Genomic DNA, 20,372 nt, shown 5'->3' on the forward strand with positions numbered 1-20,372 from the left:
CCGTTCCGTGCGGTGCGGGCCGGCTGGTGCGCGGTGCGTCAGACCGCCCCGCCGGTGCTTCCTCCGGCGCCGGACGCGGCCTTGATCCCGCCGGTGATCTCGTCCAGGACCGACAACTTCGGCGCGTCCTTGTTGATGTCGAACCCGGACCGGACCACGACGAGCATGTCCTTGGAGGTGGGGGAGGGGAACACCAGCGATTCCACGTAGCCGTCGTCGCCCTTCTCCGTCACCACCTTCCAGCGCACGACATAGCCCTTGCCGCCCGCCACCGTGACGGCCTCGGACTTCAGCTCCTCGTGCGAGCTGATCTTCCCGTAGCTCTTTCCGCCGTAGGACTCCTCGGCGTTGGCGGCGATGTCCTTCTTGGCCGTCTCCTCCGGCGTCCCGGCGGTGAGCTTCATCGCGGCCGCCGGGGCCGAGAACACTCCGCCGCGTACGCAGGTCTCGGCGGTGTCGCCGGGGCAGGCGTGCTCACCGGTCGTCAGTCCGGCGCCGACCGCCCCGGACGTTCCCTTCCACCCCTTGGGCACCGGGAGGCTGATCCCGGCGGCCAGGTCGGTGGCGAAGCCCGGCTCGCTCGGCGGAAGCTGCCCGCCGGGCCCCTGGCCGTCGCCGTTCTCCCCGCCGTCGCCCTCGCCGCCCGTTCCGCCGTCCTTCCGGTCGCCGTCCGGTGGGCCCGGCAGGTCGGGGGCGGCGGACGGCGAGGAGGCCGCGGTGTCCGGCCGGCCGTTGCCGTCCTCGCCCAGCAGATACACGCCGCCCCCGATGGCGGCGAGCACCACGACGGCGACGGTCACGCCGACGCCGATGCGGATCCCGCGACGGCGCGCCGCGCCGGGCGACGCCCGGACATGGCCGGTCCACTGCGCTCCGTCCCACCAGCGTTCCTGAGCGGGGCCTTTGCCTGAGTGCCCGGGGTCTGGATGCCAGCCGGGCGGGGTCATCTGGGTCACGGGGGCACCCTATGCGGACCGGGTGAGAATCACATGAACTGCCCGCACGCGTTCGCCCCAGGCCCCGCGCACGCGTACCCGTCCGCCCGTGGGTCAGGGTTCGATCAGCCCGGCGCGGATCGCGTAGCGGGTGAGCTCCAGGCGGTCGCGGAGGCCGAGCTTCTGGAGCAGGTTGGCCCGGTGCCGCTCCACGGTCTTGACGCTGATGACGAGCAGCTCGGCGATCTCCTTCGAGGAGTGGCCCTCGGCGACCAGCTTGAGGATCTCCTCCTCGCGTTCCGTGATGGCCCGCGCCGGCAGGTCCTCGCCCTCCTTGGCCCGGTCGAGGAAGTTGCGGATGAGCGCGGTCACCGCGCCCGGGTAGAGGAACGGCTCGTCGCGCATCGCCGCCCGGCAGGCCTCCACCAGGTCCCGGTCCGCGACCGACTTGAGGACGTACCCGGCCGCCCCGGCCTTCAACGCCTCGAAGAAGTACTGCTCGTTGTCGTACATCGTGAGCATCAGGATGCGCAGCCCGGGCATGACCCGGGACAGTTCGCGCGCCGCCTGGAGACCGGTCAGACGAGGCATCGCGATGTCCAGAATGACCAGGTCGGGCTGTTCGCTCCGGGCCATCTCTATGGCCTCGGCACCGTCGCCCGCCTCGGCGACGACCGTCAGGTCCGGTTCGCCGTCGAGGATCAGCCGGACGCCGCGACGTACAAGGGCGTGGTCGTCCGCCAGCAGGATGCGGGTCGGAGCGGCGGCGCCCCGGGCAGGCATGGCGATGGACGGTGAGGTGGGCATGGTCACTTGCTTCCGTTCGGAACGGGCACATCGAGACGTACTTCGGTGCCGCCCTGCGGACCGGCGCCGAGGAAGACCTCGGCCCCGATCAGCAGAGCGCGTTCGCGCATACCGCGCAGGCCGGCTCCCTCGGGCGCGTCACCGAGTCCGCGGCCGTCATCACGGATGCGCAGCTCAACCCCGCAGGCGCTGCGCCGCAGAGAGAGTTCGAGCCGGGTGGCGCGGGCGTGCCGGACCGTGTTGGTGAGGGCTTCCTGCGCGATCCGGTAGACGACCAGTTCGGCCTCGGTGCCCAGCTCCGGCAGATCTTTTTCCATCTGCCGGCGGATCGTCAGCCCGTCCGGCGTCGGCGTCTCGGTGATCAGCGCCGTCAACGCGCTGACCAGGCCCAGTTCCTCCAGCACCCCGGGCCGCAGCCGACGGGCGATCCGGCGGATCTCGTCGAGCGATCCCCGGGTGATCTCCTGGACCTGCCGCAGCTCTCCGCGCAGCGGCTCCGGAGCGTGGTCGGCGACCCGCTTCAGCTCCAGCAGAACCGCGGTCAGCGTCTGCCCGACCTCGTCGTGCAGTTCCTGCGCCACGCGCCGGCGCTCGGCCTCCTGGGCGGAGAGCGCGCGGGCACTGCTGGTGGCGCGCTCGGCCTCCAGCCGGTCCAGCATCGTGTTGAACGTCTCGATCAGCGCGGCGATCTCACCGTGCCCCGCGACCTCGGGGCGCGGGCTCGGGCGCAGCAGGTCGGTGGTCGTCATCGCCCGGGTTACCCGCTGGAGCGGGAAGAGGCCGAGCCGGAGCAGGGCCGCGTTGGCCGCGAGCATGAAGGCGATACCGCCGGTCAGGATCATGGCCTCGGTCAGCAGGACCGGGGTGGAGATCGTGATCGGCCCGAGCAGCAGCAGGGCGCCGGCCGCGACCAGCACGGCGGCGTTGAGCAGGAAGATCCGCCAGAACAGGGACAAGGGCGAACGGCTCCTTCGGATGTCGGGTCGTGCGGGCGCGCTGACAGCCTCCACTATCGCCGCTGCGCAGGGGGAAGCGTGCCGCCGCCCGGACGCGCCGCCCGGACGCGCCGGCCCGGACGCGCCGGCCCGGACGCGCCGGTTCGGCGACTCCTGTCCGGCGACTTCCTGCCCAGCGGCTCCTGCCCGGCGGTTCCCGTCCGGCGACTTCCCGCCCGGCCACTCTCCGGAGCGCCGCATGCGCGCCCCGTCTGCATGGTGCGCACCCCCGGATATGGGTGCTGCCCCCGATGGTCCCCGCGGGCCCTTCCGGACGACCATGAGGTCCAGGGCCCCGGGGGGCCCTGCCCCGTGCCGCACCGCGGGGAGCCGGGGCATCAGGAGCCGAGAGGGTTTCCGTACCGGGAGGGAGACACCATGCCCACGTACGACGAGCGGCTGCGTGAACTCGAGGAGCAGCTGCGTCACGACGATCCCGGGTTCGCCGAGGCGATGTCCGACGGGACGCCGCGCACCCCGCGCGAGTACCGTCGCCGCAACGCCTGGCTGTGGCTCGCCGTCGGGCTCGCCGCACTAGGCATCGGCATCGCCGTGGGCCACGGTCTCCTGATCGCCGCAGGACTGGTCGTGTCCGGCGCGGCGGCCCACCTCTTCGACCCACAGCGCGGACGTCTGCACGGGCGGGACATCCCCAGCACCCGCTGACCCGCGCCCTCTTTCCCGGCGGTGCCCGCATGCACCGCCCCACCGGCCCCTTCCGGCCGGCGTCAAGGCCTCGTCCGGACCTCCGGGCGGGGCCTTCGCGTGTAGGTGGTCGCACGCACGGATGCATGTACGGTCCGATGTGAGGTCCGACCACATTCTCGGTGTGACATAGGCTGCATGTCCGGATCCGGCCGAGGCAGGGAGATACGGATGCCCGTCGAATGGCAGCCCGTGCGGCAGTCCCGAACCCATGAGCTCGTGCTGCGCAGCATCGAGGAACGGGTCTTCGCCGGAGAGCTCCGGGCCGGCGACCGACTGCCGCCCGAACGGGAGCTGGCACCGGTGCTCGGCGTCAGCCGCTCCGCCCTGCGCGAGGCGCTGCGCGTGCTGGAGACCATCGGCATCCTGGTGGCGCAGCCGGGCCGGGGGCCCGACGCCGGAGCCCGGATCGTCCGCAACCCGGACGACGCCTTGGGCCGCCTGCTCCGCCTGCACTTCGCCCTCGGCAGCTACAGCCTCCAGGACGTCCTGGAGGCCCGGGTGATCCTGGAGCGGTCCAGCTTCGAGGCCGCCGCCTGCCACGCTCCGGACGAAGACCTCGACGAGGCGGAGAAGCTGGTGGCGGGCATGGCGGAGCCGGAGATCGGGGTCAGCGGCTTCAACGATCTGGACACCCGCTTCCATGTGCTCATCGCCCGCAGCTCCGGCAACGCCCTGACGTCCACGCTCACCTCCGCCGTACGCGAGTCCGTGCGGCCGCTGATCCTGCGCGCCCTGGAAGCCGCCGAGGACTGGCCGGCCACGGCCCGCGCCCTCAACGCCGAGCACGGTGCCCTCCTCGCGCTGGTACGGGAAGGGAAGGGCGGGGAGGCCGCGGACCTGGTGGAACGGCATATCCGTGGGCTGCACGGGACACTGGTGGACGGGCCCGCCGCACCGTAGGAGCCCGAGCAGGAGACCGAGGGGGGCTTGATCCGGCTCCCGCGGCACGGCTCCTGCGGCACGGCTCTAGCGGTACGACTCCCGCAGTACGGCTTCCGCGGCACGACGCTCGTGCGACGCCGCGTACCGCGGACGTTCCCTTCAGCGGCCCGCGCCTAGTATGGTCCGACCATAGAAACCTCATAGTGAACCGACCGGGGAGGCTCCATGCGCATCGGACTCTTCGCCACCTGTCTGGGAGACACGCTCTTCCCCGACGCGGTGCGGGCCACCGCGATCCTGCTCACGCGCCTGGGGCACGACGTGGTGTTCCCGCCGGGGCAGACCTGCTGCGGGCAGATGCACATCAACACCGGCTACCAGCGAGAACCCGTGCCATTGGTACGCAACTTCGCGGACGGGTTCGGCGACCCCTCGATCGAGGCGGTCGTGATGCCGTCGGGTTCGTGCGCCGGTTCCGTCCGGCATCAGCACCGGATCGTCGCCGACCGCTACGGCGACGCCGGGCTCCGCGCCGGAGTGGCGACCGTCGCCGCGAAGACGTACGAGCTCTCCGAGCTCCTCGTGGACGTCCTCGGCGTCACCCGGGTCGGCGCGTACTTCCCGCACCGGGTGACGTACCACCCCACCTGCCACTCGTTGCGGATGCTCCGCGTCGGCGACAAGCCCCTCCAACTCCTGCGCGCGGTCGAGGGGATCGACCTCGTCGAGTTGCCCGGAGCCGAGTCCTGCTGCGGATTCGGCGGCACCTTCGCGCTCAAGAACGCCGAGACGTCCACCGCGATGCTCCACGACAAGACGGACAGCGTCACGGCCACCGGGGCGGAGGTGTGCACCGCCGGGGACTCCTCCTGCCTGATGCACATCGGCGGCGGGCTCTCCCGGATCCGGTCCGGGACCCGCACCCTGCACCTCGCCCGGATCCTCGCCGCGACCCGCACCACGCCCGACGTCCTGACGGAGGCCTCCGTATGAGCACGTTCCTCGGCATGCCCGCCCCGCCGCCCCGCTCCCCGTACGGCACCGGAAACCTCCGCGGCGACCAGTCCTTCCCCCGTGCCGCCCACGACGAACTGGGCAACGACCAGCTCCGCCGCAACCTCGGCCGCGCCACCGGCACCATCCGCGCCAAACGGCTGAACGTCACCGGCGAACTGCCCGACTGGGAAGCCCTGCGGGACGCGGGCTCCGCCATCAAGACCGACGCCATGAACCGGCTGCCCGAGCTGCTCGAACAGCTGGAGCGCAAGGTCACCGAGCGCGGCGGCACCGTCCACTGGGCCCGCGATGCCGCCGAGGCCAACGAGATCGTCGCCCGGCTGGTGAAGGCCACCGGCAGCGACGAGGTCATCAAGGTCAAGTCCATGGCCACCCAGGAGATCGGACTCAACGAGCACCTGGAGTCGGTCGGGATCACCCCGTACGAGACCGACCTCGCCGAACTCATCGTGCAGCTCGCCCACGACAAGCCCTCGCACATCCTGGTGCCCGCGATCCACCGCAACCGCGACGAGATCCGGCAGATCTTCCTCGACCGGATTCCCGGCGTCGACCCGGAGCTGGACAACGTCCCCGCCCACCTCGCCGCCGCCGCGCGCGCCTACCTCCGCGAAAAGTTCCTCACGACGAAGGTCGCCGTCTCCGGCGCCAACTTCGGTGTCGCCGAGACCGGCACGCTGGCCGTCGTCGAGTCCGAGGGCAACGGCCGCATGTGCCTGACCCTGCCGGAGACGCTCATCACCGTGATGGGCATCGAGAAGGTGATTCCGCGCTACCAGGACCTGGAGGTCTTCCTCCAGCTCCTGCCGCGCTCCTCGACGGGGGAGCGGATGAACCCCTACACCTCGCTGTGGACCGGAGCGACGCCCGGCGACGGGCCGCGCGATTTCCACCTGGTCCTCCTCGACAACGGGCGCACCGCCGCCCTCGCCGACGCGATCGGACGCGCGGCCCTCAACTGCATCCGCTGCTCCGCCTGCCTCAACGTCTGCCCGGTGTACGAGCGGACCGGCGGCCACGCCTACGGATCGACCTACCCCGGACCCATCGGCGCCGTCCTCACCCCGCAACTGGCCGGGATGCACGCGGCGAAGGACGACCCGAACAGCTCCCTGCCCTACGCCTCCAGCCTCTGCGGAGCCTGCTTCGACGCCTGCCCGGTGAAGATCGACATTCCGTCGCTGCTGGTGGAGTTGCGCCACCAGCACACCGAACAGACCGGCGTCACACCGGAGAAGCTCGCGATGAAGGCGGCCGCCGCCGTGATGCGCCGCCCTGGTCTCTACACCGCCGCGCAGAAGGCGTCCGGGCTCGGGCGCGTCGTCGCGGGGCGCGACGGTACGATCTCGCGGCTGCCTCCGCCGTTCACCGGCTGGAGCGACAGCCGCGACACCGCGGTCCCGCCCCGGCAGACCTTCCGCGCCTGGTTCGCCTCCGACGAGGGCACGGCCGCCCTGCGGGCCGCGGCCGCCGAACACGACTCCGCGGCTACAGGCGGACACGACGCCACGGCCCCCGGCGAACGCGACACCGCGGCCCCCGGCGAACGCGACACCGCGGCCCCCGGCGGCGGGAACGACGAGGAGGACGCGACATGAACAGTGCCCGCAGCACTGCCCGCGACACGGTGCTGGGCCGGATCCGCGACGCCCTCGCGCTGGCCCCGACGCCCGCCGCCGTCGTCCCGCGCGACTACCGCACCGGCCGCGCCCTGCCCGACGACGAACGCCTCGCCCTGTTCACCGACCGGCTCCTCGACTACAAGGCGCGGGTCCACCCCTGTACGGCCGACCGCACCGCCGAGGTCGTCGGCGAGGTCCTGCGGGGGTACGGCGTCCGCCGCATCGGCGTGCCGGCCGGGCTCGACGCGCGCTGGCTCGCCCGGTACGACGGCGAGGTCCGGCAGGACGACGCCGACGTCACGCCCGCACAACTCGACGCCCTGGACGCCGTGGTGACGGCCTCGGCCGCCGGCTGCGCCGAGACCGGCACGATCTTCCTGGACGGTTCGCCCGGCCAGGGCCGCCGGGCGCTGTCCCTCGTCCCCGACCTGCACGTGTGCGTCGTCGACCTCTCCACGGTCGAGGTGGGCGTGCCCGAGGCGGTGGCCCGGCTGGTGCCCGAACGGCCGACCACGCTGATCAGCGGCCCGTCCGCCACCTCCGACATCGAGCTGGAGCGGGTGGAGGGCGTCCACGGGCCCCGGACGCTGGTGGTGGTGATCCGTACGGACGCATAGCCGTCAGGGCTCTCGGCAGTCAGGGCTCTCGGCAGTAAGGGTCCTCGGCAGTCAGGGCGCGCAGCGGTCAGGGAGTGTCCGGCCGCCCGTGCACCACGGTCACCACCGGCACCGCCGACACAGCCGCATCGCCGAACGTGATCCGCGTCCGCGCCCCGTCCTCCGCCCAGCGCACCTCGACCGTGTCGCCGGCCACCTCCACCCGGTCCACCACCCCGTCCAGCGGGTCGGCTGCCGGGTCGGTGTCCGGGTCGGATTCCGGGGCGGCGGTTAGGGAAGCGAGCGCCGCCAGGACCGCCGTGCCGGTCACTTCGGCGGCGAGCCGGGGCACGGTCGCCCAGGGCGCGAACGCCGTTCCCTGCGGGGCCCGTACGTCCTCGGGCGCCTCCCAGCCGTGCAGCCCGCGCAACCGCGAGCGCACCGGGCCGCCGGGGTCGGTCGCCCAGCCCGTCAGCTCCGCCCGCGCCCCGTCCGGCGCGCCCAGCACCCGGTGCACCCGCAGCTCGTGGCGGCCCCGCGCCACGGTCACGCTCTCCACCCGCAGCCCGGGAACGGTGGACGGGCCCGCCGGGAACACCGGCAGGTGCCAGGAGGCCGCCCAGCCCCAGCCGTCGCCGTGCCCGGCCCCGAGCGGATGGATGCGCCGCCGAGCGCTGCGCGCTCCACCGACCGTCACCGACAGATGGTTGTCCGCCGTGTTCGCCGCCGAGGTCGGCCCGGTCACGGTGGAGTACGCGAGCCGCGCGTAGTGCGGGTCCTCGTCGGCCGCCGACTCGCCCTCGTCCGGGCGGACATGGTCGCTGCCGTGGTTGTGCAGCCGCACCACACCGTCCGCCCGCGTCGACTGCAGCAGAAGGCCCGCCGCCGGTACGGACAGCACCCGGTCGGGGCCCTCGCTCGGAGCCTCCTCCTCCGGCGACGCCCACAAAGGATGCTCGGCCGGGGCCAGCAGAGCCACGAAAGCCTTCGACGCCCAATAAGGGGACGCGGGACCGGAATAGGTCTGCAGCGTCGCCGTGTGCGGGCCGTGCCAGCCAAGGCTCAGCAGCCCGTCGTTCCCGACCGCGCCGCGCTCCAGGAAGTACCGCAGCGATCCGCTGACCACCCGTCGCGACACCCCCGGGGCGAGCGGCGTGTGCCCGGTCACCGCGCCCAGGCCCACACCCGCGCTCGCGGCGAAGCGATAGGTCAGCGAGCGCCCGAAGTGCAGCGGGGCCCCGTCGCCGCCGAACATCAGCGAGAAGCTCTCCAGATGCTCGCGCAACCGCGCCCCGTGGAGCGCCGACTCCCGCTCGTCGCCCGCGAGATGGGCGTCGAGCAGCGGATACAGGTGCAGCGCCCAGCCGTTGTAGTGGTCGAAGGCGCGCCCGTCGCCGTCGGCGTACCAGCCGTCGCCCCGGTACCAGCCCTCCAGCAGCTCCAGCGCCCGCTCCCGGGCCCGTGCCGTCTCCGCGTCGCCCCGGCCCACCGACTCCAGGAACCCGGCGACGGTGTACGGGAAGAGGTACCAGTTGTTGCCCGCCGGAACGTGCCGCAGCGCGCCCCGCAGCCAGTGCTCCGCCCGGTCCCGTACGTCGGACGCCAGCCGGTCCCAGAGCCAGGGCCGGGTGAGCCGCAGGCCGAGGGCCACCGACGCGGACTCCACCATCGGCTGGCCCTGCACATGGTGGTCCAGGATCAGCGGCCAGGACTCCGCGTCGTCCCGGCCCGGTGTCCGCGTACCGGCGTCGAGCCCGTCCGCGTACCGCTCCAGCAGTCCGTTCGGATCCTTGCCGCCGGCCCCGGCGACCCGGAAGCCGGCCGCCAGGAACGTACGCGCGTACCCCTCCAGGCCGTCGGAGCGGACACCCGAGTGCGACGGGGGCCCGGGCAGGTCGAGCCGGGCGCCGCCCGGGGTGGCCCACTTCCATGCGGCGTCCAGCATCCCGTCGGCGGCCGCCTCCCAGTGGGCGCGGGTGTATCCGGTGTACGGGCTCGACGCGCGGTCTTCCGGGGGCAGTCCGAAGAGGGCGGCAGCGGAGGTCGTCATCCGGGAATCCTGATCGACCGATCAAAGAGGGTCAATAGATCGATCACAAGCGGGCTCAATCGATCAAACGCTCATCAAGGAGAGGGGGCCTCGGGGCGTCGGCCGGAAAACCGTTGCGCTTACCATCTTTTCCGACATGGACTCCATCAGCCTCTGGCAACTGGCCGCACTCGCGGCGGCATCCACCCTCGTCGGCTTCTCCAAGACGGCCGTCAGCGGTGCCAATACGATCAGCCTCGCGGTCTTCGCGGCCGTTCTCCCGGCCCGCGAATCGACCGGAGTACTGCTCCCGATCCTCATCGCCGGCGATCTCCTCGCCGTACGCGTCTACCGCCGTCACGCCCACTGGCCCACACTGCTCCGGCTGTTCCCCGCCGTCGCCGTGGGCGTCGTGGCGGGCACCGTGTTCATGCTGTGGGCCGACGACGCGGCGGTCCGCACCTCCATCGGCGCGATCCTGCTGTTCATGACGGGCGTCACCCTGTGGCGTCGCCGGATCGCGGAGAAGGAGGCGGAGAGGGAGAGGGAGACCGAGTCCGGGAGCGGGGCCGACGGTGGGGGCGAGACCGAAACCGAAGGCGGCACCGGCCGGACCGCCGCGCGCGGTTACGGCGTTCTCGGCGGGTTCACCACGATGGTCGCCAACGCCGGCGGCCCGGTGATGTCGCTCTATCTGCTCTCGGCCGGCTTCCGCAAGCTCGGCTTCCTCGGCACCTCGGCCTGGTTCTTCCTGATCGTGAACGTGTCCAAGGTGCCGTTCAGCGTGGGCCTCGGCCTGATCGACGCCCGCTCCCTGCTCCTCGACGCCTGTCTGCTGCTGTTCGTCCTGCCCGGTGCCTATCTGGGCCGCGCGTGCGTCGACCGGATCAACCAGAAGGTCTTCGACCGGATAGTCATCGGTGCGACGGTGGTCGGCGGACTCCAACTCCTGCTGATCTGAGGCCGACCGGCCGCCGCTTCAGGGAAGCAGCAGCCAGTCCGCGCCCACGGCGGCCAGCAGCCCCGCTCCCAGCAGCCAGCTGGCCAGCCGGGTGCGGCCGTTCCTGCTCAGCTCGATGACCACGCCGCACAGGATGAGCGCGAGTCCGTAGACGCCGACGACGAGCACCGACGAGCGGCTCGCGATACGCAGCCCGAGCACGACGGCCATCGCGGCCATGCCCACCGAGGAGAGAACGATCCGCAGCCGCCGGGCCTGGCGCGGAGTGAGTCTCTTCCCGTCCTGACCGACCGGGACGTCATCGAGCTCATCCGTCCCCGCCCCCGTCGCCGTTCCAGGAGCGGCCTCCGGCTCCGCCTCCACCTCCGCCTCCGTCTTCACGGCGGTGTCGGCTATCGGGGCGTCGGCGCCCCGGTCCTGGTCGGACTGTTCGTCGTTCAGCCCGTCCTCGCGGCCGGCCTCGCGCTCGTCCCGGCGCTCGTCCCGGTGCTGGTCCTGGTCAGAAGTGCTCATGGAGCCGGATCGTAGTAGCTGCGCGGACCTCCGGTTCCCGGACCCGGACCTTCCGCCCTCGGGCCCGGCCCCGGCGCCGCACGCCGGACTACCCGAGCAGGCGGGGCGCCTCGGCCGCCGCGTCCACCGGCGAGCCCGACTCCACCCGGCCCGCCAATTCCCGCGCCCAGTCGGACAGTCCGGCGACCGCGATCCCGTGCGGCCCGGAGTCGGCGAACGGGGCGAGCGCCCCCGCGCCCCGGCGGAGCAGCCGGGCCCCGCCCTCGGTGTTGCCCCGAGCGGAATGGGTCAGCCCCACCGCGAGCTGGGCCAGCCCCCGCCAGAGCTCGCGTTCGTCCTCCGGCCCCGATTTCCAGGCGTCCTCGAAGACCTCGTGCGCATGGAACGGCATGCCCGCGTCCAGCAGCCGCTGCGCCTCCCGCAGCGTCTCCGGAGGCGTGCGGACGACCCCCTCCGGCTGTCGTTCGACGCCGGGCGTTCCGTACGGGAGGGGGCGCCCCAGTCCATCGCGGGGGCGCGCGTTGCGCGCCCGGCCCTCGGCATCACGGTCTCTGCGCGTCTCGTTCACCACTCGATTGTGCCCCGCACCTGCGGGGAATCGTGCGAACCCTGTCGGCGAGCACCCGCGCACGACTAGGCTCGACCGTCGAAGAAGACTGCCTCTTTGGGAAGGGTGGGCATGAAGCCGTCCCGTCCGTTGTACGAGCGTGAACCTGAACTCGCCGCCGCTGCCGAGGCGGTGGATGCCCTGTGCGGTGCGCAGGCCGTCGGCGGGCTTCTGGTCTTCAGCGGAGAGGCGGGGATCGGCAAGACCGCGCTGCTCGCCGAGATCCAGGCGATGGCCGCCGACCGCTGCACCGTGTGGTCCGCGCGTGGCGGCGAGACCGTCACCTCCGTACCGTTCCACGTCGTACGGCAGTTGCTGCAGCCCGCGCTCGACCAGTTCCCGCCCGACGAGACCCGGGCCCTGTTCGGCGACTGGTACGAGACCACCGCGCCGGCCCTGGGACTCGCCGAGCCGAGCGGTCCGCAGCCCGACCCGCAGGGTGTGCGCGACGGACTGGACTTCGTCGTCGGCCGGCTCGCGTCCCGGCTCAGCCACCGGCCGCTGCTGCTCATCGTGGACGACGCGCACTGGGCCGACGGCGAGTCCCTCGCCTGGCTGGCCTCGTTCACCGCCCGCCTCGGTGAACTCCCGGTCCTGGTCGTCCAGGCGCACCGCCCGCAGGAACTGGCCGAACGCGATGCCAACTACATCGCCGACCGCGAGGCCGAGCGCGGCTCCGGCAGCCAGGGCACGGTGAACCGGGTCGCTCTGCGGGCCCTGACGCCGGACGCCACCGCCGTACTGGTCCGCGCGGGCCTCGGCGACCACGCCGACGACCCGTTCTGCCGCGAGGTGTGGGCCGTCACCGGAGGCAACCCGTACGAGGCGGTCGAGCTGGTCGCCAAGGTCCAGGACCGCGAACTGCCGCCGGTGGAGGAATCCGCCGGCGAGCTGCGCGAGCTGGGCGCCTCCGCGAGGGGCAGCGGACTCGTCGCCCGGCTGGAGCGGCTCGGCACGAACGCCAACCGGTTCGCCTGGGCCGCCGCGGTGCTCGGCACCGACATCTCGCAGGAACTGGCCGCCACACTCGCCGGAATGAGTTCGGCGGAGGCCGCCGACTGCACGGCCCGGCTGCGCGACGCCCGTATCGTCAGCGGCTTCGACCCGCTGGAGTTCGTCCACCCGCTGATCGCGACCGCCGTCTACCGCTCGATCCCGCCGGCCACCCGCACCGCCATGCACGGGCGCGCGGCCTGGGCGATCACCCGGGCCGGTCTCGGCGCCGCCGCGGCCTCCCGGCACCTGCTGGAGGTCCACCCGGACGACGACCAGGAACTGGTCGCGCAGTTGCGCGAAGCCGCCGGCCAGCACCTCGCCGTCGGCGCCCCCGAAGCGGCCCGGCGCTGCCTGGAACGGGCGCTGGAGGAGCCGCCGCGCCCCAAGGACCGGGCCGTCCTGCTGTACGAGCTGGGCTGCGCGACGCTGCTGAGCTCCCCGCCCACCACGGTCCAGCATCTGCGCGCCGCCCTGGACATGCCGGGGCTCGACGACGGACTGCGGATCGACGCCACCTTCCGGCTCGCCGCCGCGCTCGCCCACAACAACCAGCTCAAGGACGCGGCGCTCTCGCTGGCCGCCGAGGCCGCGCGCACCGCGCCCGGCCCCGGGTTGATGCGCCTGCAGGCCGCGCACTTCATGTGGGAGGGCATGCAGGCCACCGAGGACGACGGACCGACCCGTTCCCGGCGGCTCACCCGCAACGCCGACCACCTCAAGGGCCGCGACAACGCGGAGCGGGCGCTGCTCACGCTGCGGGCCTTCGACGCCATGCTGCGCGGCGAGAACGCCCAGCTCATCGTCGACCTCTGCGAACGCGCCCTGATCGACGGCAGCCCCGCCCGGGGCCTCGGCTGGACCGACTCCGAGTGGGGCTTCGAGCTGCCCACCATGGTCGGCATCACCTACACCTTCGTCGACCAGCTGGACCGCGCCGAGAGCCTCTTCGGCGAAGCGGTCCGGGCCTTCGAGATCTCCGGCTGGAGCGGGGCCCACCTGGCGTTCGCCCACACCCTGCTCGGCATGGTCCACCGCCGTCGCGGCCGCCTCGCCGAGGCCGAGGGCTTCCTGCGCGAAGGACTCCGCCTCGCCGACCGCGTCGGCTCCGGGCTGCCCGTGCACTGGGACGCGGCCTGCCTGCTCATCGACACCCTGCTGGCCCGTGGACGTACCGACGAGGCCCGCCGCATCGCCGACCGCTACGACTTCGGCCCGCCCTACCCCAGCGCCATGGTGCTGCCGGACGGACCGTGCGTGCGGGGCCGCCTGCTGCTGGCGGAAGGCCGCAAGGAGGACGCCATCGCCGAGCTGGAGGCGGCGGGCGCCGCTCTGGAGCAGCGCGAACGCTTCAACGGGATCTGGGCCCCTTGGGCCGGTGACCTGGCGCGCGCCCTGGCCGAGGACGACCCGGCCCGGGCGGCGCATCTCGCCGCCCGCAACCGGGTGCACGCCGAACGGTTCGGCACGCCCACCGCCCTGGGCGAGGCCCTGCGCTGCGTCGCCCTCTTCGCGCCGCCGGAGCGCTCCGCGCAACTGCTCGCCGAGGCGGTGGGCCACCTGGAGAAGTCCTCCTCCGCCTACGAGCACGCCCTCGCCCGGGTCGACTACGGGATCGCGATCGGATCGCACCGGGAGCTGGCCCGTGCCCAGAAGCAGGCGATGGCCTGCGGAGCTGAAGGGCTGGCCGCCCGCGCCCAACAGGCACGGGCGTCGATACGGTCCTCGGAGTGAGGTAATGTTTGTCCTGCGCGGCCACCCGGGACGACCGGGAGGAAACGCGGCGGGACGTGGCGCAGCTTGGTAGCGCACTTGACTGGGGGTCAAGGGGTCGCAGGTTCAAATCCTGTCGTCCCGACTGGAGACAGTCGCAGGTCAGGGCCGGTTTCGGAGAAATCCGAGACCGGCCCTCGATCATTTCCGGGGACCGTTCGGGCCGTCCGGGCTCCGGTCGGGGACCAGCTGAGGTCCGGCGTCCTACGCCACCACGCATCGGCCCCACGTATGCCGTGAGCCCGGCCGCCGGGGTGTGGCGGCCGGGCTCGGGTGGTCATCGGGCGCAGGGAGCGAACTACGGGAGTCCGTGGACGTGCGGCGCCACGCTGCTGACCCAGTTGTCGCCGTTCGACGCGTCCCAGTTCGTGGACCAGGTCATCGCGCCGCGCAGCTGCGGGTAGGTCTTCTCGGGCTTGAAGTCGCCGCAGTTCTCGCCCTTGGTCAGGCAGTCCAGCGCGTCGTTCACGACCGCCGGGTCGACGTAGCCGGAGCCGGCGCCGCTGGTGGATGCGGGGGTGCCGATGCCGACCTGGTCGGCATCGAGGCCGTTCTCCAGTTGGATGCAGGCCAGCGCGGTCAGGAAGTCGACCGTGCCCTGGGCGTAGACGTTGCCGTCGCAGCCGAGCATCGAACCGCTGTTGTAGTACTGCATGTTGACGACGGTCAGAATGTCCTTCACGTCGAGCGCCAGCTTGAAGTACTCGGTGTCGGTGTTCTGCATGTCGATCGTCTGCGGCGCCATCGTGAGGACCAGGCCGTCGCCGGCCTTCTCGGACAGCGACTTCAACGCCTCGCCCATGTACTGGGCGTTGACGCCGTGCTCCAGGTCGATGTCGACGCCGTCGAAGCCGTACTCCTGCATGAGGGCGTAGGCGCTGTCGGCGAACTTCTGGGCCGACGCGGAGTCGTCGACCGTCACGTTCCCGAGTTCGCCGCCGACGGAGATGATGACGGACTTGCCGGCCTCCTGCTTGGCGGCGATGTCGGCCTTGAAGTCGTCCTCCGACGCGTAGCCGACCTCCGGGGCGAGGTTGAACTCGATCTCGCCGTCGGTGGCGGTGGAATCGGCGAAGGCGACCGCGATGATGTCGTAGCCGTCCTGGACGTCGCCCAGCTTCTGGACGGTCGCGCCGTTGTCGAAGTTCTGCCAGTAGCCGGTGACGGCGTGTGCGGGTACCGCCGCTCGGGCCTGCTCGCCCTCGGCCGCGCCCGCGCTGCCCGCCAGGGTGGTGGATGCCATGAGTCCGCCGACGGCGAGGGCGAGGGCGACGCCGCCGCCCAGGATCTTGTTGTTGCGCTTCTTGCGATGCGTCCGGTCCACGAGGGATCTCCAGGTGCGTGTGGGGGGAGTTCGCGTATGGGGGACATCGGTGGCCACCGACCTGGTGCAGGAGATTGGTTCATACCAATGCTCATGTCAACCCTTGTGGCAGGAACCACCGGACTTCTGGGCGACCTTGACGCCGCGTGCCGGTCCGACCACGCTCGGAGGCGCAACTGGCCGACGGTGCCGGGGCCGTTCGCGTTCGCCTTCCGCGATTCCCGCAAGGCTGCCGCTCTGTGGCGATCGACCACTCCTGCCCCATGGCATCGCCTCCCGTGACACCGCGATACTGCGACCGTTCGCATCGTCGAAAGGGTCCACGTGACGTATCAGCTCCGCACCACCACCACCCGGCTCGGTCTCGGCGGCCTGGCGCTCCTGCTCGCCATCGCGGGCCCCGCCCTTCCTGCCACGGCCTCCCCGGCGGACACCGCCCGCATACCCACGGAGGCGACGGTCGAGGAGCGGCGCCTCGACCGGGCCGCCCCGCAGGAGATCCTGCGCCGCAGTGCGTTCGACGCCTTCGCCCCGCGCTTCCGGCGTGCCCTGACCGAGGCCCGGAGCTACGCGCAGGCGGAGCGAACGGTGACCCGCCACGCCGCGGAGCTGTGGCGGCGCGCCGTGGACCGCGCCCAGGGCCGCGGGCCCGCCACGGGCGACCTGAGCCGGGGCGACGACCGCCCGCTGTACTGGGCCCGGCTCGCGCTCAGCCGTGAACTGCGGACGTGGGAGCCCCGGTTCGGGCTCGACGACGAGCAGCGCAAGGCCCTGCACACCGCCCTGGAGACCTCCTCGCGCGGCCAGGCGGACATCCGCCACCCGGGTCACCGGGTGAAGCGGGTGCTGGTCACCGGCTTCGACCCGTTCACCCTGGACAGGGACGCCCGGATCGGCAATCCCTCGGGCGCGAGCGCGCTCGCCCTGGACGGCACCCTGGTGCAGACCGCCGAGGGCCCGGCCCGGATCGAGGCCGTCGTCTTCCCCGTGCGCTGGACGGACTTCGCCGAGGGAACCGTCGAGCGGGCCCTCGCCCGGCAACTGCCGCACCTGGACCTGTTCACCACCGTCAGCCAGGGCCGCGAGGGCCGCTTCGACGTGGAGCGCACCAACGGCGCCTGGCGCGGAGGTTTCCCCGACAACGAGAACGTGGCGAGCACCGGGCCCGTGCCCGTCACCGACCCCGGCTCACAGCCGCAGTGGACCTCCACCACGCTCCCGTACCGGCAGCTCACCGAAGCGGACACGGGCCGCTTCCCGGTGTACGACAACACCGAGGTCACCGAGATCCCGGCGGGCGGCACCCAGCCGGTGACCAGGCCGGACGGGCCCACCCCCGGCTCGGCGTCGCGGGCCGGAGGCGGCGGCGACTACCTCTCCAACGAGATCGCCTACCGGGTCACCCTGCTGCGCGACCGGCTCGGGCTCCCGAAGCTGCCGGGCGGTCATCTGCACACCCCGGTCCTGCGGTTCGGCGCGGAGAACACGAACCCGCAGACGGGCACGGTCACCGACCCGGAGTTCGAGCGCAACCGCTCGGACATCGTGCGCCAGGTGCGGGAACTGGTGAAGACGGCGGTCGGCGCGGCCGATTGAGGGGCAGAGGAATGCCGCGCCACCGCTTCGACCGGTCGAAGCGGTGGCGCGGCGACGCGCGGTCTGCGGCGCCCGGACTCAGGCCAGCAGCTTCGCCTTCGCGCGCTCGTACTCCTCGGCGTTGAGCGCGCCCTTGTCCTTGAGCTCCGCGAGCTTCGCCAGATCGTTCACATGGCCGCTCCCGCCGGACCCGCCCTGTGATGCCGCGGCGTCCTGGACGTACTTCCGGAAGGCGGCCTCCGAGTCCTTGGCCAGCTTCTCGTCGCGCTCGTGCATGCTGCGCCCGCGGACGATGAGGTAGACCAGCACGCCCAGATAGGGCAGCAGAATGACGAAGACCAGCCAGCCCGCCTTGGCCCAGCCGTTCAGCGAGTGGTCCCGGAAGAGGTCGGTGACCACCTTGAACAGCAGGAAGAACCACATGACCCACAGGAACAGGTACAGCATGGTCAGGAAGAGGTTCAGAAGCGGGTAATCGTCCATGGGGCCTACTCCGATCGCACGGATGGTCCCTTATTCATACAGCTGGTCCGATTGGTCCGCATCCGGTGATCCGCAGTACATGCGCGGGCGGATGGGCGATGCCCAGCTCCGGTCGCCAGGCCGCCAGGATCTGGGCCGACGGATCGAACAGCGGGGCCGGCAGCTCCTCGGGCGCGGTCCACCGCCAGGCGCTGATCAGGTGCGGCTCGGTCACTTCCGGGACGCCGGAGGCGAGGCGTACGACGGCCGCCATGCTGATGCGGTTGATCCCGCCGATCACGTCGTGGATCATCGCGATGATCTCCACGGACGCCGCGTCGACCACCAGGCCCGTCTCCTCGCGCAGCTCCCGCGCGGCCGCCTCGGCGATCGACTCGTGCGTCGCGTCGACCTTGCCGCCCGGCAGCTCCCACGTACCGCTGTGGTGCCGGCCCAGCAGGACGCGCCCCCGGCCGTCCTCGACGATCACTCCGACCCCGAGGGCCGCCTGTGCCGTGGGCGGGCGGGTGTTGCGTGCGGGCTCGGTGACAGGGTCGGCTGACATGATGCTGGCGCTCCGCTCTCCGGTACGGGTACGAGTACGGGCCACCGTAGCCAAGGCCGGGCCGGGCGTGCTCAGGTCACCAGGCGCAGCGACCTCTCCGCGATGCCGAGCCGTACGCTCTGCCCCCAGGTCAACTCCAGCGCGTCGGACTCCATCCCGTCCCCGAAGACCACGATCCGGTCCGACTCCACGGTCAGCCGCAGCCCCTGTCCCCGGCCCAGTTCGCCCGCCACCCTCGACGTCCCGGTCGCCGGGGAGGGCCAGGCCTCGCGCACGAACCACAGGAGCCGCGCGTCGCACGGCGCGGGCAGGGGCAGGGCGGCGCCGCGCTCCAGCCACAGCGAGCGGAGCCAGCCGGTGGCGCCCGTGCCGGTGCCGACCAGCACCCCGGAGGAGGCCTGGGCTTCGCCGGGGGCCGCCTCACCGTCGTCGCCCAGGCGGTAGCGGGCCGTCTGGTGGCCGGGCGGCCCGAGGTAGATCTCGTTGAGGGCGAGGAGGCGTTGCGTGTCGTCGGCGACGGCCTCGACCATGGTCAGCTCCTCGGCCCGACCCCCGGCGGCGGTCGCGGCGCGCAGCAGGGCGGCCGCGTCGGTGTGGCGGTGCCGGACCAGGACGCCGGGGTTGCGCCCCGGGGCGGTGTCGATGCCCACCACCGGCTGCCCGGACAGGTACTTCGCGGTGTTGGCGACCAGCCCGTCCTGGCCGACCACGACCACCACGTCCTCCGGGGCGAACAGGAAGCGGTCCAGGTCCGCCCGTTCCACCCGGGTGGAGCGCCAGGTGAGCGGCACCGCCGCCGCCACCTCGCGCAGCGCCTGCCGGGTGTCCTCGTGGCGGCGGGCCACCTCGTCGATCGAGCGGCCCCGGCTGGACAGGAAGAACGCGGCCTGCCCGTGCGTCCCGTGCCGGGCGAGCAGCTCCTCGTACTCCGTCCGCCGGTGGACGAGCACCGCCCGGGGCGCCAGGCTCACGCGCCCGCCCCGCCTTCCGGACGGCCGAGCTTGGCGAGCAGCCCGGTGAGGACGTCGGGGGAGAGGGTGAGGCTCTCGATGCGCGGCAGGTTCTCCGCGAGCCGGGTCGCCGCCAGGGCGTGCAGCGTGGCCGGGTCGACCTCGCCGTGCACCCGCAGCCACGCGGCCTGCGCCTCGGCCCGCGCCGCACCCGTCTCGCGCGCCGCCTCGGCCTCCGCGCGGGCGAGGCGTACCTTCCGGGACGCCTCAGCCTCCGTCCGTACGCCGTCGGCCCCGGCCTTCTCCTCGGCCTCACGGCGGGCGTTGGTGCCGCGCTGGTCGACCAACTGCTCCTCGCGCCGGGCCAGTTCGATCTGGCTGGCCAGCTCGTTCTCGGCGATGGCGCGTTCGCGCTCGACGGCCACGGCCCGCCGTTCGTAGGTCGCCCGGTCCGCCTCCTGCTGGATCTGCTCGCGGGCCGGGGTGCGCAGGGCGCGCTCGACCTCGGCCTCGGGGCGGATCGCGACGACGCGCACGGCCACCACGTCGATGCCGGTGGCCGGGAGCCGGGGTTCGGCGGCGAGACCGGTGGCGACCCGTTCGCGTACGGAGGCGACACCGTCCACCAGGGCCGCGGCCAGCGGGGTGCGGGCCAGGACGTCCAGGGTGTGCTGCTGCGCGGTCTCGGTGAGCAGAGTGGCGATCTGCTCCAGCGGTGCGCCGCGCCAGCTGCCGGTGTCCGGGTCCACGGAGAAGTCGAGCCGGTTCGCCGCCTCGGCCGGATCGCTGATCCGGTAGGTGACGGTGGCCTGCACGGTGACGTCCTGGAAGTCCGCCGTACGGGCGTGGAACGCCATGGCCAGCTCCCGGTCGTCCACCGGGACTTCGGAGAGCGCCGCCGAGAGCGACCGGTACCAGAAGCTCAGCCCCTGGCCGTCATGGGCGAGCGTGCCGCGCTTGTGGTGGCGGATGTGGGCGGTGGGCGCGGAGCGCAGGTGGCGCCAGCCGAAGCGCCGGGTGATGTCGGCCATGATGGA

The 20,372-nt window shown here is 72.7% G+C and carries 19 protein-coding genes and 1 tRNA gene; 9 read left to right on the plus strand and 11 right to left on the minus strand.

The genetic code is table 11. From position 1 onward, the window contains the following. Positions 1-38 precede the first annotated feature (38 nt). The 3 genes from G3I54_RS11360 to G3I54_RS11370 form a co-directional block, all read right to left on the minus strand. On the minus strand, positions 39-947 hold the full coding sequence (locus G3I54_RS11360) for a DUF2510 domain-containing protein (RefSeq protein WP_164613712.1): 909 nt from the start codon (positions 945-947) through the stop codon (positions 39-41). 102 nt (positions 948-1,049) lie between these two features. Next, complete coding sequence (locus G3I54_RS11365) at positions 1,050-1,742, minus strand: response regulator transcription factor (protein WP_164613662.1); 693 nt, start codon at positions 1,740-1,742, stop codon at positions 1,050-1,052. Between the two features lie 2 nt (positions 1,743-1,744). Then, positions 1,745-2,698, minus strand: a complete 954-nt coding sequence (locus tag G3I54_RS11370) for a HAMP domain-containing sensor histidine kinase (RefSeq protein WP_164613664.1) — start codon at positions 2,696-2,698, stop codon at positions 1,745-1,747. Positions 2,699-3,115: 417 nt separating this feature from the next. On the opposite strand from G3I54_RS11370, the gene G3I54_RS11375 reads away from it, so the two are divergent. From G3I54_RS11375 to G3I54_RS11395, 5 genes are all read left to right on the plus strand, one after another. Then, positions 3,116-3,403 (plus strand): DUF3040 domain-containing protein, encoded by a 288-nt coding sequence (locus G3I54_RS11375; RefSeq protein ID WP_164613666.1) that lies wholly within the window; start codon positions 3,116-3,118, stop codon positions 3,401-3,403. A gap of 210 nt (positions 3,404-3,613) precedes the next feature. Beyond that, positions 3,614-4,345: an FCD domain-containing protein gene (locus G3I54_RS11380; RefSeq protein ID WP_164613668.1), complete on the plus strand. Its 732-nt coding sequence runs from the start codon at positions 3,614-3,616 to the stop codon at positions 4,343-4,345. Between the two features lie 207 nt (positions 4,346-4,552). Next, positions 4,553-5,320: a (Fe-S)-binding protein gene (locus G3I54_RS11385; RefSeq protein WP_164613670.1), complete on the plus strand. Its 768-nt coding sequence runs from the start codon at positions 4,553-4,555 to the stop codon at positions 5,318-5,320. Beyond that, entirely contained in the window at positions 5,317-6,942 is a 1,626-nt protein-coding gene (locus G3I54_RS11390; protein WP_239144332.1) for a lactate utilization protein B, read from the plus strand. The genes G3I54_RS11385 and G3I54_RS11390 overlap by 4 nt, the downstream gene beginning before the upstream one ends. After that, positions 6,939-7,583 (plus strand): LUD domain-containing protein, encoded by a 645-nt coding sequence (locus G3I54_RS11395; protein ID WP_164613672.1) that lies wholly within the window; start codon positions 6,939-6,941, stop codon positions 7,581-7,583. Before G3I54_RS11390 ends, G3I54_RS11395 begins: the two co-directional genes overlap by 4 nt. A gap of 67 nt (positions 7,584-7,650) precedes the next feature. Here the strand turns inward: G3I54_RS11395 and G3I54_RS11400 are convergent, their stop codons facing one another. Next, complete coding sequence (locus G3I54_RS11400; protein WP_164613674.1) at positions 7,651-9,612, minus strand: DUF2264 domain-containing protein; 1,962 nt, start codon at positions 9,610-9,612, stop codon at positions 7,651-7,653. Between the two features lie 136 nt (positions 9,613-9,748). On the opposite strand from G3I54_RS11400, the gene G3I54_RS11405 reads away from it, so the two are divergent. Beyond that, the gene (locus G3I54_RS11405) at positions 9,749-10,552 is read left to right on the plus strand and encodes a sulfite exporter TauE/SafE family protein (RefSeq protein ID WP_164613676.1); all 804 of its coding nucleotides are present in this window, start codon (positions 9,749-9,751) and stop codon (positions 10,550-10,552) included. 18 nt (positions 10,553-10,570) lie between these two features. On the opposite strand, the gene G3I54_RS11410 is transcribed toward G3I54_RS11405, so the two are convergent. Both G3I54_RS11410 and G3I54_RS11415 read right to left on the minus strand, forming a co-directional pair. Then, positions 10,571-11,065 carry a cytochrome d ubiquinol oxidase subunit II gene (locus G3I54_RS11410; RefSeq protein WP_164613678.1) on the minus strand — a complete coding sequence of 165 codons (495 nt, stop codon included), beginning with the start codon at positions 11,063-11,065 and terminating at the stop codon, positions 10,571-10,573. 88 nt (positions 11,066-11,153) lie between these two features. Beyond that, positions 11,154-11,633 (minus strand): DUF309 domain-containing protein, encoded by a 480-nt coding sequence (locus G3I54_RS11415; protein ID WP_164613680.1) that lies wholly within the window; start codon positions 11,631-11,633, stop codon positions 11,154-11,156. A 111-nt stretch (positions 11,634-11,744) separates the two neighbouring features. Here G3I54_RS11415 and G3I54_RS11420 point away from each other — a divergent pair, with 111 nt between their 5' ends. Together G3I54_RS11420 and G3I54_RS11425 are read left to right on the plus strand one after the other, a co-directional pair. After that, a complete protein-coding gene (locus G3I54_RS11420; protein ID WP_164613682.1) occupies positions 11,745-14,399 on the plus strand; it encodes an AAA family ATPase in 2,655 nt (884 codons plus the stop codon). A 50-nt stretch (positions 14,400-14,449) separates the two neighbouring features. Beyond that, a tRNA-Pro gene (locus tag G3I54_RS11425) sits at positions 14,450-14,523 on the plus strand. Between the two features lie 213 nt (positions 14,524-14,736). On the opposite strand, the gene G3I54_RS11430 is transcribed toward G3I54_RS11425, so the two are convergent. Further along, entirely contained in the window at positions 14,737-15,762 is a 1,026-nt protein-coding gene (locus tag G3I54_RS11430; protein WP_164613685.1) for a chitinase, read from the minus strand. A gap of 324 nt (positions 15,763-16,086) precedes the next feature. On the opposite strand from G3I54_RS11430, the gene G3I54_RS11435 reads away from it, so the two are divergent. Then, on the plus strand, positions 16,087-17,358 hold the full coding sequence (locus G3I54_RS11435; protein ID WP_164613687.1) for a pyroglutamyl peptidase: 1,272 nt from the start codon (positions 16,087-16,089) through the stop codon (positions 17,356-17,358). A 78-nt stretch (positions 17,359-17,436) separates the two neighbouring features. Here G3I54_RS11435 and G3I54_RS11440 read toward each other — a convergent pair whose 3' ends face one another. The 4 genes from G3I54_RS11440 to G3I54_RS11455 form a co-directional block, all read right to left on the minus strand. Beyond that, positions 17,437-17,841, minus strand: a complete 405-nt coding sequence (locus G3I54_RS11440) for an SHOCT domain-containing protein (RefSeq protein ID WP_164613689.1) — start codon at positions 17,839-17,841, stop codon at positions 17,437-17,439. A gap of 34 nt (positions 17,842-17,875) precedes the next feature. Beyond that, complete coding sequence (locus G3I54_RS11445; RefSeq protein ID WP_164613691.1) at positions 17,876-18,385, minus strand: NUDIX domain-containing protein; 510 nt, start codon at positions 18,383-18,385, stop codon at positions 17,876-17,878. Between the two features lie 71 nt (positions 18,386-18,456). Beyond that, positions 18,457-19,356 carry a hypothetical protein gene (locus tag G3I54_RS11450; protein ID WP_164613693.1) on the minus strand — a complete coding sequence of 300 codons (900 nt, stop codon included), beginning with the start codon at positions 19,354-19,356 and terminating at the stop codon, positions 18,457-18,459. After that, positions 19,353-20,366, minus strand: coding sequence for an SPFH domain-containing protein (locus G3I54_RS11455; RefSeq protein ID WP_164613694.1), 1,014 nt, complete (start codon positions 20,364-20,366; stop codon positions 19,353-19,355). Before G3I54_RS11455 ends, G3I54_RS11450 begins: the two co-directional genes overlap by 4 nt. Between the last annotated feature and the right edge of the window lie 6 nt (positions 20,367-20,372).

The organism is Streptomyces sp. SID14515 (assembly GCF_010548505.1).
In the GTDB taxonomy this organism is placed as follows: Bacteria; Actinomycetota; Actinomycetes; order Streptomycetales; family Streptomycetaceae; genus Streptomyces; species Streptomyces caviscabies.